We start from the raw sequence: 13,268 nt of genomic DNA, 5'->3' as shown, positions 1-13,268 counted from the left end.
CCGGTTTTCTCCCCTCGCAACGAATGAAGGGTATCTGCCGACGCCATGGCGTACCGACCGCGCCACGGCACCCGGCAAGCATTCGCTCACCCAGGAGAACACCATGCGAGACCACGCCACGTACCTGCTCGACTACCTGCGCACCGAAGGCTATCCAGCCGAACTCGATGAAGACGGCGACATCCGCTTCAAGCGTGAAGGCATGAACTACGCATTGTGCTTCGACAACGATGACCCTGACTTCGCCAAACTGATCCTGCCCAACGTCTGGAGCATCGACTCCGAACTGGAGATGCAACAGGCACTGGCAGCGCTCGACGAAGTCAATCGCCGCATGAAGCTGGTCAAAGCGCATACACAGGCGGGCTCGGTGTGGTTCACCGTCGAGCTCTTGTTCGACGACCAGACCGCGTGGGAGCGCCGCTTGTCTCGCGCCGTGCGGACGATCATGCGTTCGGTCACGATGTTTGCCGATACCATGCAGCACGCACGTACTACTGGAGTGGCCAGTATCACCCTGAACTGAACAAGATTCATGCACCTCCACGTAGAGCCGGTTGCGCCTGCCCGACACGGACCGTCCTCGGACTGGGCTTGGAAGAACACCACGCGGGAACCTTGGGAATGATTCGCGACGATTTCGAAAACCAAGAGCTTGCACACTTGCTGCGCAAGTTCGGCGACTCCGGTGCCAATGGCCGTGCCGTAGAACGTGCGCAGCGGGAGTTCTATAACCGCATCTACAAGACTATCGACCTGTGCGCCCTCCAGACGGCAAAGTTCAACCAGGAAATCGCCATGGTCGCAGTCCAGGAAACGTGGCTGCAGATCCTGAACACCGCGCACAAGTACGACCCGAAGCGCGCCTCGGTCAAGACCTGGGTGCAAGGCATCACACGCTACTGCACGCTCACCGAACTGCGCAAGCACTACAAGGAAGTGCGCGTTCGCGATGCCCTGCGCAACGGCGGCACCACCGTCGATATCAGCGACGCCTCGGCCGATGAAGACCGCCCTAGCGACGTGCTCGGCAGCCTGGTGTGCCCGATGCTACCGCTTGATGAAGTGGCCGATGCCGTGTACCAGCAGCAAGTCGTTGCAGCGGCCCAGGCATGCCTGGAAACACTGCCGGCCGGCAACGACCCGAACTACCGGCTGGCGATGGAATTGGCGGTCGACACAGCCCTCACCTACGACGGCATGATGGCGGTGCTGCAGGCCCACATGCCCGAGGACAAGCTGCTCAACACCGAACGGGTGCGCAGTTGGGTGCGCGAAGCGGCCAAACGCATGCGCACGTGCCTGGGCCGCAAGCTTGGCATGGGAAAGGAGACCACCAAATGAACAGCGAAGACCTGGCGCGCTTTGAAGCGCAATCGTTCCTGTTCGCTTGCGGCAAGCTCGACGCCGCAGAGCAGGCCTGGATGACCAACATGATTGCCTCGCATCCGGAATTGGCCGAAACCGCCAATGCGGATCGCATGCTCGTCGAGCACACCCGTTCCGCCGTGCACGCCCGCGCCGCCGCACACACCGAACCGCTTGTACCGTTTGATGCGCTACCCAAGCTGCCGTCCACCAAGAACCGGCAGCGCGCACTCGCACAGCCCTGGTGGCAACGCATGATGGGCTGGTGGCAGCGGCCTGCCGCTGGTGCCTGGGCGTTCGCGTCCATCGTGGCACTCGCATTGCTGGCCGGCGTGCAAACCATGCGCCTAGAGCAGTTGCACACCGACGCCAATACGCCGGTCTTCCGTGGCACGGAAGGCAGCTCGGCGACCGCTTCCCCGCTCATCCAGGCCGTGTTTGCCGATGGCGTGACGTTGGGTGAACTACGCAAGACGCTGGCAGCGCTCAAGCTCGAGATCGTTCGAGGCCCCAATGACCAAGGCATGATTTGGATCTCGGTGCGCGAGGGTGATGCCCAGCAGGCAGTCGACAGACTCAAGGCAACAGGCATCGTGCTCGACGCGCACATCACCAGACCCCGGCCATGAACGGGCCGCACACACGCTCAAGCAGCGGTATGCGGCTTGCCGTCACGGCCATTGCGACCTGGCTGCTGTGTTCCGGCGCCGCGCCGGCGACTGCCGGCACACCGGCGCCGGTTGCATCCGCATCTACGCAAGCCGAATCCATCGACTATCGCGGCGCGCCCAAGTTTGCAGTGGTGATCGGCAACACACGCTACCCCGGCCGGTACGCATTGCACAACGCCGAGAACGACGCGCGCCTGATTGCCGCCCGCCTCAAGCAGGCCGGCTACGCCACCGAACTGCTCGTCAATGCCGATCGCGACACGCTTTATCAGGCGCTCGGCCGATTGGCAGAGCGCATGAAGGCCGGCGGCGCCGCTGCGTTCTACTACGCCGGCCATGGCATGCAGATCCGGGGGCGCAACTATCTGATTCCGGTCGGTGCGCCCCTGGAGCGTCCCGATGCGTTGTCGCAAACGGCCATGCCCGTTGACTACCTGATCACGCGCCTGAAAGACAGCGGCGCGCATCTGTCACTTGTGATGCTCGACGCCTGCCGGAACGACCCCGATGAGGGCAGCTTCAGCGGTACCTATCGCGGTGGTGGTGCGCCTGCCGGCTTCGTAGCGCAGAAGCCCGCCAACGGCATGCTGGTGGCTTACGCCACGCAACCCGGCGAGCGTGCGCTGGACGGGCGTGGCGCCAATGGCCCGTTCGCGCAGGCGTTGTCGAACTGGCTCACACGCCCCGGCATGCCAATCGAAGACGTCATGAAGCACGTCATGACCGACGTACGCGCCAACACGCGCGACGAGCAACGGCCGTGGATCGCCACCTCGCTGGTCGGCGACTTTGCACTCGTGCCGGCCCCCAACACACAGGCCCGTCTCATGCTCGCGCGCCCGGGACGCAACGTGGACGGCACGCCCGCGCGCGGCGCCGTGCCTGCATCCGGCGAAGCGGCACCCCTCAGCACAGCCGATGGCAAACCCCTGCTGCAGTGGTTCCAGACCGCCGGCCAGGACGAGCAGATGATGCTGACCCAGCAGATCGAGCGCGAGGCCAAAAGCGTCAATCGCGACGACCTGCCGCGCCTGGAGCGCCAGGCGCGCGGCGGCAATGTGGTAGCGGCCTCGGTACTGGGCACGGCCTACCGCAATGGCTTTGGCGCCGGTACACAGATCACACGCAGTAACACCATTGCAATGCGCTGGTTTCGACAGGCTGCCGCACAAGACATGCCCTATGCACTGAATGAACTCGGCGAAATGTTCTACCTCGGGCACGGCACCACGCGTGATGTGGCAAAAGCGCGCCGCTACTACGAGGCCGCTGCTGCGCAAGGGTACATGCCCGCTCGGCTCAACCTCTTCCAGATGCAGGCGGAAACCGGGCAAGTCACGCCGCAATCGCTGATGAACATGTTCAGCGCCGCCACCCGCAAGGCCCAGTAACAGCCCCCCGCCTTTTTCTGCGTCTCACACCTCGGCCCGGCACACGCCGCTGCCGAGCGTGTTCCCGTGTGCGCCCGCTCGGCTGCCTGCCTCAAAAATGTCTTCCGGTTTCGCGTCGTCGCTGCGAATAGAGGGCATCCACAGCGCGACTGCGCGATGCGCAACGCCCGTGGAAACACCACTTCACGGCAACCTCCAACAGGAAGAACACACCATGCAGCAACGCGGAAAGATCTTGCGCGATACGCGCACCGGCCCTGGCCTGGTCATCGTCGACGGCCGCCAATATCCGTTCACGCTGGAAGGCATCTGGCGCTCGAGTGAAGCGCCTGCCGTGAACATGACGGTCGATGCGCACTTTGACGAAGCCGGCGCGCTCACCGGGCTCTTGGCGGTGCCCGACGCCCAACTCGCACGCGAGAAAACCGACGAAGCCATGGCTGCGGTCAAGGCCCGCAGCGGCCAGCTGGCAGCGCGGGTGGGCACGGGCACGCTGGTGGGAACTGGCCTCCTGGCAGTGGCCTGGCTTGCGCTGAACACGGTCTCGGTGCAACTGACGCCGGGCATGAAGATGGGCATGAGCCTATGGAAACTGCTGGGCGTGCTCAATGCTTCCGGCGATGCCATGGCGGCGCTCAGCGGCAAGGGCGGCAGCGCCGGCATGTACGGCGTGCTGGCCGTCGTGGCGTTGGCGGGTCCCGCTGCTTCGTACTTCGTGCGGGATGCGCGCGCGCAGCTGGCCAATTGCCTGCCGCTGCTGTTCCTGCTTGGCATTGCCTTGGCCTTCTACTCGGGCATCAGCAGCAGCCTGTCGCAAGCGCAGGGCGCAGCCATGGCGTTTGGAGGCAACGGTGCGGCCGACGTCGTCGGTGCCATGACGCGCGAAGTCATGCGTGCGATCTCGATTGGCGCGGGCGGCTATCTCGGCGGCGCAGTGAGCCTGTATTTCGCGGCCACCGGCGTACTGAAGTTCCTCGCCAAGCGTGCCTGAACCCGACCTGGCGTTTCGTTTAACCCTGCTACCGACCCCCGGAACCCACCATGCTGACGATCCTCACCACCCGCCACATTGCCCGCGCCTGCGCGCTGCTGATTGCGCTGTCCGGCACCCTGAACCTGGCCGCCTGCAGCGACAAGGCGGCCGATGCCACAAAGGCACAGGCCACCGCCCTGACCACGCCCAATCTGGCGCAGGCCACCTCGCCGCAGGCCGTGCGCAACGCACAGACCGCCGCCGCGCGCGATGCGCTGCCCAAGGCCGACAAGGCCACGCCCGACAGCAGCTACATCACGCTCGACAGCGGCAACCAGCTCATGTACGCGTACCTGGCACTCACGGGCATACCGCCTGACTATGCGCAAGTCGCCAGCAGTGTCTCCAAGGACTATGCCCGTGCGACCGACGAGTTCCGCAAGCACGACCTGCTGGCTGCACTCACGCCCAAGATCGATGCCGAAATTTCTGCTGCAAAGTTGCGCCGCTATTTCAAGATGACGATCGCCAACCCCATCGGGAAATACAGCTTTGAACAGAAAGCCTTCCCGCTGGACAACTCACTGTGGGAGGCCGGCGCCTTCCGCTACTTCCTCGACAACGGCGAGTACAAGCTCGGCTTCAGCAACGGCGATGCATTCCGCTACCTGAACGTCGACAGCGAAGCTACCGCGCGTTCGATCGAGGCCCAGCGCGCCCGCTACGATGCGGTCAAGCTCACGGTGTATGGCTACTACCAGAACGCCGACACCGCTCAGAAGATCGTCACCGCGCAGATCGTCAAAGTGGCCCTGATCGACAAGCAAGGCAACGTGCTGGCCGCGCAGTAACGCGGCGCCCTTGGGGGAGCCGGACCCTCTACCGCGATCAGCAGCGGATGGTACGGCTCCCCTTCTCCCGCCAGGCAATCGCAGCGCCTCTGCTCATGACGACCGCAGCTTCGCCGCTAAATACCCTCTGGAAAACGCCACTGCGGTTCTTTCAAGACACTATCCCCGAGCCCTTCAAGAACGACAGCAATACGGACATCGACCACGTCTTCATTGTGCTGGTGTATCCGCACATCCTGATTTGGGACGGCCCCGGCCAATTGACAGTCGACTGCCGGCAGGATGGTTTTTCTGCGGAGCCTGACCGCTATCCGCTACTGGCGTTGCTAAAACCCAATGGCTCGCGGCTGGTGTCATGGCTCGCTTGAAGTTGTCTGCTGTGAACGCTGTGTCACGAATAGGCCCTCGCCAGTTTGGCCTTGCTCCATATGCCTTAGCGCGCAAACTCGCAAGTCCGTGGCGACTCTTATGCGCAAATTCAGGCGGGACACGGACGACGCAGTATCGCGGTCGCTCGAGTATGCGCCCCCGGGGCGTCCGTTCGCCTGCCGATGAGCCATCAGCACGAAGATGCTTGCTACGGTGGGCACTGAGGTATGCAAGCGCTGAGCGACGGCGCCTTCGGGATCAGCTCACCGGACCGAGCCCCTCTGGCCTCACAACTCAAGAAGCGCTAGCGAGAAAGCAGATTGACCGCCATCAGACACGACGAATCGCCCACCTGGCGGGACAGCGATGAAACGGGGGCCGCTCTATTCTTCGCCATTTGTAGGAGATCTGTCGGATCGCAAGACGCGTAATGTCAACCTAGACGCCGACTTCTCGGAGAATTGTGGGAGTTACGTCGTCCAACTCATTCCTAGACCAACAAAGGAGGTTCGTGAACGAACATTCTCAGGATGCCCACTTGTTGATTGGATCGGCACGCAATTGACCACTGGTATGCAAACGGCGGTCGAACTCGACGGGGTCCATATCACGCCGACTTCAAAATGGTGACGTTGTCCGCCACTCGGCCCGTAAGTAGATCGAGGCGGTCGCCGAGTTTGCGCCAGGCTTCGATCTGCTCCTCCTTTTTGACGGCCCGCTGGTAGATTCGCCTCATTCGATTTTCGTCGAGGTGGTTGAGGCATTTTTCGATCACGTCGGGACGCACCCCTAGTTCGCCCATGAGCGTAGCGCCAGTACGCCGCAAGTCGTGAGGCGTCCAAGGGCCACTGAGCAGCACCAGTGCTGTTGTGCGTTGGGTGCCGTTGGTCTTTGACTTACCGCGCTGCCGGTCGTGGAGTTGCTTCGTAATGGACTTTGGGGTGACCGCGCCTTCTGTTCGGCTCGACGGGAAGAGTCGCAAAGCATCATTCGACAGCGCGATCAGCGCTTGCATGTGCAGCTTCGCGAAATCACTCAGGTAGACGGTGTGGGGTTTTCCATTTTTTGTGTCACGGAGTTCCCAGGTGCCCGCAACTAAGTCGATGTCGGCCTTGACTGCCTCAACAAGCTCGCCGATTCGGCAGCAGGTTGAAAGCATGACCCATACCGCATGTTCGGTCGAGGCGAGCAGATTGGCTGCTGCGAGTCGCCCGGGCAGCATTCGGATTTCCGGCTCCGACAGCACGCGGTCGCGCTCGGTTTCCTTGCCGCCAACATCGCGTTTCTTGATTCCGTACGTTGGGTCTGTCGACACGATATCGCGCACGAGCGCAAAGCTAAACATTTGTCGTATCTCGGCGAGCAGGCGATTGGCCAGCCGATTGGCACCGCGTGCCTTGACGTTGTCGAGGATGTCCATCACATCCCGGCGCTTGATTTCTTCTGCGTAGCGCCCGCCAATCGCTGGCATCACGTCTTTTTCGATGCCTCGCCGTGTTTCTGCTCCTCCGTCTTTGCGACTTGAGAGGTCAAGCGTGTACCAACGTTCAAATAGATCGCGAACCGTTACACGGCCAGCAAGGACCGCCTGTGTTTCCTGCTCGGCCTGCCGAGTGCGCTCCGCGGCAGCACGCTCGTCTGAGAGCTGCCGCTGGAAATCGACCCCATTGCGTGCAAGCGCGCGAATTTGGGCGGCACGCTCTCGGGCGGATGCGAGCGAGCACTGGCCCTTGCCAAGCCCATATGGTTCAGGCAATCGGTACTCGCGCTCGCGGCCATCAATCATGTAAAGCACACACCAGATTGCACGTCCTCTGGGGGAGATGTGCAACCGCAATCCTCTGTCTGCAGTCAATTTCCGGGGTTTCGTCCCACTCGCGCGTTGGGTCGAAATTGCGGTTTCAATATCCCGAACAGTCAGCTTGCTCATACCCACTCCCTCCCCCCTTGTCGACGAGTGCTTGAAACACGCCTTACCCGAAATTTACCCGAAAAAAATCCGGCTCAAGCAGAACTGGCAGGAACCTTAGCGAACGTACTCAAGTCAAATTTCCATAAAAATCAACGACTTATATTGAATCACGAACGAACGCGAACGTCGCCGGAACGTAATATACCGTTATGGGGTGCAGGTGGTCGGAGGTTCAAATCCTCTCGCCCCGACCAAAACAAAAGCCCGCGTAACGGATCACGTTACGCGGGCTTTTTCGTTTCTATCTGCGCGCTTCCTGTCTGCAATATCGGCCTATCGCTTGTCGGTACGCAGCACTTCCAACACGGCCGACAGTTCACGCCGCAAGCTCTGAACATCAACCGAACCACTCGCAGCGGTGGAGATCGGCGCCGCAACAACCTCCATCTCCGGCTCGTCGGCCTCGGCCGGCGACGCGGCGGCCACGCCATGCCGCAACTCATCCAACCGGTTCCGCGCGCCATTGATCGTGAAACCCTGCTCGTACAGCAACTCGCGAATACGCCGGATCAGCAGCACTTCATGATGCTGGTAGTAGCGCCGATTGCCGCGTCGCTTGACGGGCTTGAGCTGCGTGAACTCCTGCTCCCAATAGCGCAGCACGTGCGGCTTGACAGCGCACAGGTCGCTCACCTCACCAATGGTGAAGTAGCGTTTGGCAGGAATCGGCGGCAGGTTGACCCGCTCCGTGTGTTTATCGGCGGCCATACAGGGCTGAACTACAGGGCTGGCGAAAGAAACGGATTGAACAGACGGCTGAACGAGATCACGCAGCAGAATTACGCGATGTCGACAGGCAGCGGCTCGACGCGCTCTTCAACGAGCGCCTTGAGCTTCTGACTGGCGTGGAACGTAACGACGCGACGCGCGGTGATGGGGATGATCTCCCCCGTCTTTGGATTTCGGCCCGGACGCTGCGGCTTGTCGCGCAACTGGAAGTTACCGAAGCCGGATAGCTTGACACTGTCGCCCTGTTCGAGCGCCTCGCGAATCACGTCGAAAAACGCCTCGACCATGTCCTTCGACTCACGCTTGTTCAAGCCGACCTGCTCGAACAGCATCTCGGCAAGCTCGGCTTTGGTAAGCGTCGGCACATCCTGACCGCGCGCATCACGTGCGTCGGCCAATGCTGCCGCAGAAGAACCGAGCGAGTCGCCCAAGGATGCCGCCAACGCTGGCGCGTGTTGATCGTTCATAGGATTCGCTTAGCGTATTCGATCCGAATGCGGAGGTTCGTTCGAGCGGTCTCTAGCGCAGTGCGGACGTCTGAGACGTCAGGCGCGCAGGCGCGCGCCGAATGCATCGCCGGCCGCTCGAATCAATTGCTGTGTGGCGGCCTCGACAATGTCGTCCTGAAGGGTGCTGTCAGTATCTTGCAACGTAATTCTGAAGGCAAGGCTTTTCTCCTGCGCCCCAATGGCAGCCGTGGCGGCCTTCGGACGGAATTCATCGAACAGCACAACGCCCTGCAGATAACGCTGCCACGGGGTACCGACAGCTGCTTTCTCAAACGTGTCGACCAGATCCTGCACCGCCACATCCTGGCGCACGACCAGTGCGATGTCGCGCGTCACGGCCGGCACACGCGGCACTTCACGATACTTCGGCAGACCCACCGCGGTGATGGCATCAAGCTCCACCTCCCACACCACCGGCGCAGTCGCCAAATCGTACTTCTGCAGCCAACGCGGATGCAGTTCACCGATCCAGCCGACGGCACGACCATTCAGCACCACGCGAGCCGAGCGACCCGGATGCAGCGCGGGATGCTCAGCGCGCTCGAAACGCGCCTGCAGCGGCCACAGCAGCGACTCAACGTCACCCTTCACATCGAAGAAATCAACCGGACGTGTCTGCACGCCCCACTGCTCTTCCTTGGACGGACCATACGCAATGCCGCCCGCCATCATCGGTTGTGCGTAGCCTGCGATCGACAGACCACCGTCGGCGACACTCGCATCGCGGTGGAACACGCGCCCCACCTCGAACATGCGCACGCGCGAAGCCTTGCGGTTCACGTTGTAGCGGACCTTGTCGAGCAAGCCGCCGATAAGCGTGCTGCGCATCACCGAGTACTGGCTGGCAATCGGGTTCAGCAGCGGAATCGGGTTGGTGTTGCCGGCAAAGTCGGCTTCCCACTCGCTTTCGACAAAAGCGAAGTTGACGACCTCGTGGTAGTCGCGCGCGGCCACGGCATGACGCACGTCGTGCATCGTGCGGCGTGCCTCGTCGGTCGGACGCATCGCGCTCTCGGCCACAGGCGGCTTGGCGGGAATCTGCTCGAAACCGTAGATACGAGCGACTTCTTCGATCAGGTCTTCCTCGATTTCCAGGTCGAAGCGGTACGACGGAGGTTCGACGACAAACACATCGCCGTCCACGCTGAACGTGAGGCCGAGGCGCTTGAACACGTCCGCCACAACGTCGTGCGACAGCGGAATACCGAGCACACGCGCGGCACGTGCAACACGCATGCGCACCGGCTCGCGCTTGGGCAGATTGACGATCTGATCGTCGATCGGGCCAGCCTGGCCGCCGCAGATTTCGAGGATCAGCGCGCTGATGCGTTCGATGTGTTCAACGGTGGTCGCGTAATCAACGCCGCGCTCGAAACGATGGCCTGCATCGGTCGAGAAGTTGTAGCGGCGTGCGCGACCCTGAATGGCGGCCGGCCACCAGAATGCAGCCTCGACGTAGATGTTCTGTGTATCGAGCGTGACGGCCGTCTTGTCGCCGCCCATGATGCCGGCGAGGCTTTCGATGGCCTGCTCGTCCGAGATCACGCCGACCTTCTCGTCGACGGTGATGGTGTCGCCGTTGAGCAGCTTCAGCGCTTCGCCGGCCTTGCCCCAGCGCACAGTCAGGCCGCCGTGAATCTTGTCCAGGTCGAACACGTGCGAGGGACGACCCAGTTCCAGCATCACGTAGTTCGAAATATCGACCAGCGCCGACACGCTGCGCATGCCCGCGCGCTCGATGCGCGAGACCATCCAGGCAGGCGTCTTCGCGTGGGCGTTCACGCCGCGGATGATGCGACCCGAAAAACGACCGCACAGGTCCGGCGCCTCAACCTTGACGGGCAGCTTGTCAGCCAGCGTCACCGCCACGGGTGCCATCGACGGCATGGTGATCGGCGCGCCCGTCAGCGCGGACACTTCACGTGCCACGCCGTGGATCGACAGGCAGTCCGCCTTGTTGGGCGTCAGCTTGATGATGAAGATCTGGTCGTCCAGATCGAGCACCTTGCGGATGTCTTCGCCCACCGGTGTGTCTTCCGGCAAGATCAGCAGGCCGCCATGGTCTTCCGACAGCTTCAGCTCGCGCGCCGAACACAGCATGCCGTAGCTCTCCACACCACGCAGCTTGCCGATCTTGATCTTGAACGGCTTGCCATCTTCGCCAGGTGGCAGCTCGGCGCCGACCATCGCGCACGGCACCTTGATGCCCGCCGACACGTTCGGCGCGCCGCAGACGATCTGCAGCAGTTCGCCCGTACCCGCATCGACCTTACACACGTTGAGGCGATCGGCGTCCGGGTGCTTGTTCACCTCGACCACATGGCCGACAACGATCTGCGAGAACGGCGGCGCAACGGGGTCGACCTCTTCCACCTCGAGGCCAGCCATCGTCAGACGATGGGAGAGCTCATCCGTCGTGATCGACGGATTGACGAAACTGCGAAGCCAGGATTCCGGAAATTGCATGGCGCGACAGGAAAGAAAATTCGATTAACGGGGCGATGAAGTACCAGTGCGAGCGCTCAACGCTTACGCGAACTGGCGCAGGAAACGCACATCGCCCTCGAAGAACAGGCGCAGGTCGTTGATGCCATAGCGCAGCATCGTCAGGCGCTCCAGGCCGGAGCCGAACGCAAAGCCGATGTAGCGCTCAGGGTCCAGGCCCATATTGCGCACCACGGTCGGGTGCACCTGGCCGGAACCGGAAATCTCCAGCCATTTGCCGTTGCCGAACGCCATGTCGATCTCGGCCGACGGCTCGGTGAACGGGAAATACGACGGACGGAAACGCACCTGGATGTCGTCCCGCTCAAAGAAGTTGCGCAGGAAGTCGGCATAGACGCCCTTCAGGTCGGCAAAGCTGATGTTGTCAGCAATCCAGAGGCCTTCGACCTGATGGAACATCGGCGAGTGCGTGGCGTCACTGTCCACGCGGTATGTGCGACCCGGAGCGATGACCTTGATCGGAGGGATGCGATCGAGGTGCTTGTACTTCTCGACGTGCATGCGGGCGTAACGCACCTGCATCGGGCTGGTGTGTGTGCGCAGCAGAAGGAGCTTGTCTTCGCTGTCGCGACCATCAATGTAGAACGTGTCCTGCATCGAGCGCGCCGGATGGTTGTCCGGGTTGTTCAGCGCCGTGAAGTTCATCCAATCCGATTCGATTTCGGGGCCGTCAGCCACATCGAAACCGATCGAACCGAAGATCTTGGCGACGCGCTCCCAGGTGTTCATCACCGGGTGCAGGCTGCCCTCGGCCACGTCGCGACCGGGCAGCGTGACGTCGATCGCCTCGGCGGCTAGGCGGGCGTTCATCAGCGCATCGGCCAGCGCTTGGCGGCGGGCGGTCAGCGCCTCTTCAACACGGCTCTTCGCCTGATTGATGCGCGCGCCTTCGGACTTGCGCGTCTCCGGATCGAGCTTGCCCAAGCCTTTGAGCAAGTCGGTCAGCACGCCGGACTTACCGAGAAAGCGTGCCTTCTCGTTTTCCAGCGAGGCGTTGTCCTCCACAGAGGCAAACGCGTTTTGGGCATCGACGACGACTTGATCCAGATCCAGTGACATGGGAAGACGAGCGAAAAAATTCGGGTGATTCGGGTCCGCGAAATGCGCGGAATAAAAAACGGGGCTCGGTGGGAGCCCCGTCAGGGTGATCAGCCGGCAAACTTACTGGGTAATCCCAGCGGCCTGCCCGGCCAATCCAATTCAGGCGACGTTGGCTTTCACCTGGTTCACGATGGCAGCAAAAGCCACCTTGTCGTGAATGGCCATGTCCGACAGCACCTTGCGGTCCAGCTCGATGGACGCCTTCTTCAGGCCGTTCATGAACTTGCTGTAGGTCAGACCATGCTCGCGTGCGCCAGCGTTGATACGTGCAATCCAGAGAGCGCGGAACACGCGCTTCTTGTTGCGACGATCGCGGTAAGCGTACTGGCCAGCACGCATGACCGCCTGCTTGGCGATGCGATAGACGTTATTGCGGCGGCCGCGGAAACCCTTGGCTGCGCTGATAACCTTCTTATGACGGGCCCGCGCTGTGACCCCACGTTTTACTCGAGGCATGAAATGCTCCTTTCGTAGTTAGTTAGGGTTAGGCGTACGGCATCATTGCGCGAACGGACTTCAGGTTCGTCTCATGGACGCCTTCGGTACCGCGCAGGTGACGCTTGTTCTTGGTGGTCTTCTTGGTCAGGATGTGACGCTTGAAGGCTTGGCCACGTTTGATCGTGCCACCAGGACGGGCAGTAAAGCGCTTCGACGCGCTTTTCTTCGTCTTCATCTTCGGCATGGAACAACTCCGCTTTTGACATGAAGCCAGGTGGACGGCTAGCGCCGACACTTGCAAGACCCGGGCTCACTTGTTGTATCGCGGCAGGCTTTAACACTTGCCGCGTTTTCCGACGTTTCCGTCTGGAACCTGCTCAGCGCAGCCGGA

Annotated in this window: 14 protein-coding genes; 7 read left to right on the top strand and 7 right to left on the bottom strand. The window is 61.8% G+C overall.

Annotation, left to right across the window (positions count from 1 at the left end; genetic code table 11):
• Window positions 1-103: 103 nt before the first annotated feature.
• The 7 genes from DOD19_RS05955 (at window position 104) to DOD19_RS05925 (ending at window position 5,622) form a co-directional block, all read left to right on the top strand.
• Window positions 104-526: a YbjN domain-containing protein gene (locus DOD19_RS05955; RefSeq protein ID WP_112184551.1), complete on the top strand. Its 423-nt coding sequence runs from the start codon at window positions 104-106 to the stop codon at window positions 524-526.
• A 98-nt stretch (window positions 527-624) separates the two neighbouring features.
• Window positions 625-1,344 carry a sigma factor gene (locus tag DOD19_RS05950; protein ID WP_112184549.1) on the top strand — a complete coding sequence of 240 codons (720 nt, stop codon included), beginning with the start codon at window positions 625-627 and terminating at the stop codon, window positions 1,342-1,344.
• Entirely contained in the window at window positions 1,341-1,997 is a 657-nt protein-coding gene (locus tag DOD19_RS05945; protein WP_112184547.1) for a hypothetical protein, read from the top strand. Before DOD19_RS05950 ends, DOD19_RS05945 begins: the two co-directional genes overlap by 4 nt.
• On the top strand, window positions 1,994-3,430 hold the full coding sequence (locus tag DOD19_RS05940; protein ID WP_112184545.1) for a caspase family protein: 1,437 nt from the start codon (window positions 1,994-1,996) through the stop codon (window positions 3,428-3,430). Before DOD19_RS05945 ends, DOD19_RS05940 begins: the two co-directional genes overlap by 4 nt.
• A 169-nt stretch (window positions 3,431-3,599) precedes the next feature.
• Window positions 3,600-4,421 (top strand): hypothetical protein, encoded by an 822-nt coding sequence (locus DOD19_RS05935; protein WP_162634350.1) that lies wholly within the window; start codon window positions 3,600-3,602, stop codon window positions 4,419-4,421.
• 50 nt (window positions 4,422-4,471) lie between these two features.
• Window positions 4,472-5,254, top strand: coding sequence for a DUF4852 domain-containing protein (locus DOD19_RS05930; RefSeq protein ID WP_112184541.1), 783 nt, complete (start codon window positions 4,472-4,474; stop codon window positions 5,252-5,254).
• A 95-nt stretch (window positions 5,255-5,349) separates the two neighbouring features.
• Window positions 5,350-5,622, top strand: a complete 273-nt coding sequence (locus DOD19_RS05925; protein ID WP_162634349.1) for a hypothetical protein — start codon at window positions 5,350-5,352, stop codon at window positions 5,620-5,622.
• A gap of 608 nt (window positions 5,623-6,230) precedes the next feature.
• Here the strand turns inward: DOD19_RS05925 and DOD19_RS05920 are convergent.
• From DOD19_RS05920 to rpmI, 7 genes are all read right to left on the bottom strand, one after another.
• A complete protein-coding gene (locus DOD19_RS05920) occupies window positions 6,231-7,553 on the bottom strand; it encodes a site-specific integrase (protein WP_112184537.1) in 1,323 nt (440 codons plus the stop codon).
• Window positions 7,554-7,868: 315 nt separating this feature from the next.
• Window positions 7,869-8,303: a MerR family transcriptional regulator gene (locus tag DOD19_RS05915; protein ID WP_112184534.1), complete on the bottom strand. Its 435-nt coding sequence runs from the start codon at window positions 8,301-8,303 to the stop codon at window positions 7,869-7,871.
• 71 nt (window positions 8,304-8,374) lie between these two features.
• Window positions 8,375-8,791 carry an integration host factor subunit alpha gene (locus tag DOD19_RS05910; protein WP_024975506.1) on the bottom strand — a complete coding sequence of 139 codons (417 nt, stop codon included), beginning with the start codon at window positions 8,789-8,791 and terminating at the stop codon, window positions 8,375-8,377.
• A 78-nt stretch (window positions 8,792-8,869) separates the two neighbouring features.
• A complete protein-coding gene (gene pheT, locus DOD19_RS05905) occupies window positions 8,870-11,299 on the bottom strand; it encodes a phenylalanine--tRNA ligase subunit beta (protein ID WP_112184532.1) in 2,430 nt (809 codons plus the stop codon).
• A gap of 63 nt (window positions 11,300-11,362) precedes the next feature.
• Window positions 11,363-12,391, bottom strand: coding sequence for a phenylalanine--tRNA ligase subunit alpha (gene pheS / locus DOD19_RS05900; RefSeq protein ID WP_024975504.1), 1,029 nt, complete (start codon window positions 12,389-12,391; stop codon window positions 11,363-11,365).
• A 147-nt stretch (window positions 12,392-12,538) separates the two neighbouring features.
• Window positions 12,539-12,895, bottom strand: coding sequence for a 50S ribosomal protein L20 (gene rplT, locus DOD19_RS05895; RefSeq protein ID WP_004636001.1), 357 nt, complete (start codon window positions 12,893-12,895; stop codon window positions 12,539-12,541).
• A 28-nt stretch (window positions 12,896-12,923) separates the two neighbouring features.
• A complete protein-coding gene (gene rpmI, locus DOD19_RS05890; protein ID WP_004636003.1) occupies window positions 12,924-13,121 on the bottom strand; it encodes a 50S ribosomal protein L35 in 198 nt (65 codons plus the stop codon).
• Between the last annotated feature and the right edge of the window lie 147 nt (window positions 13,122-13,268).

This window comes from Ralstonia sp. GX3-BWBA (genome assembly GCF_003290055.1).
In the GTDB taxonomy this organism is placed as follows: Bacteria; Pseudomonadota; Gammaproteobacteria; order Burkholderiales; family Burkholderiaceae; genus Ralstonia; species Ralstonia holmesii.
Note: the sequence above shows the minus strand (reverse complement) of the source record. Positions and strands in the feature narration are given on the sequence as shown.

Excerpts from the sequence above, each read along its gene's own strand:
- DOD19_RS05955 (WP_112184551.1), top strand. The coding sequence starts at position 104 with ATGCGAGACCACGCCACGTACCTGCTCGACTACCTGCGCACCGAAGGC.
- DOD19_RS05950 (WP_112184549.1), top strand. The coding sequence starts at position 625 with ATGATTCGCGACGATTTCGAAAACCAAGAGCTTGCACACTTGCTGCGC.
- DOD19_RS05945 (WP_112184547.1), top strand. The coding sequence starts at position 1,341 with ATGAACAGCGAAGACCTGGCGCGCTTTGAAGCGCAATCGTTCCTGTTC.
- DOD19_RS05940 (WP_112184545.1), top strand. The coding sequence starts at position 1,994 with ATGAACGGGCCGCACACACGCTCAAGCAGCGGTATGCGGCTTGCCGTC.
- DOD19_RS05930 (WP_112184541.1), top strand. The coding sequence starts at position 4,472 with ATGCTGACGATCCTCACCACCCGCCACATTGCCCGCGCCTGCGCGCTG.
- DOD19_RS05925 (WP_162634349.1), top strand. The coding sequence starts at position 5,350 with ATGACGACCGCAGCTTCGCCGCTAAATACCCTCTGGAAAACGCCACTG.
- DOD19_RS05920 (WP_112184537.1), bottom strand. The coding sequence starts at position 7,553 with ATGAGCAAGCTGACTGTTCGGGATATTGAAACCGCAATTTCGACCCAA.
- DOD19_RS05915 (WP_112184534.1), bottom strand. The coding sequence starts at position 8,303 with ATGGCCGCCGATAAACACACGGAGCGGGTCAACCTGCCGCCGATTCCT.
- DOD19_RS05910 (WP_024975506.1), bottom strand. The coding sequence starts at position 8,791 with ATGAACGATCAACACGCGCCAGCGTTGGCGGCATCCTTGGGCGACTCG.
- pheT (WP_112184532.1), bottom strand. The coding sequence starts at position 11,299 with ATGCAATTTCCGGAATCCTGGCTTCGCAGTTTCGTCAATCCGTCGATC.
- rplT (WP_004636001.1), bottom strand. The coding sequence starts at position 12,895 with ATGCCTCGAGTAAAACGTGGGGTCACAGCGCGGGCCCGTCATAAGAAG.
- rpmI (WP_004636003.1), bottom strand. The coding sequence starts at position 13,121 with ATGCCGAAGATGAAGACGAAGAAAAGCGCGTCGAAGCGCTTTACTGCC.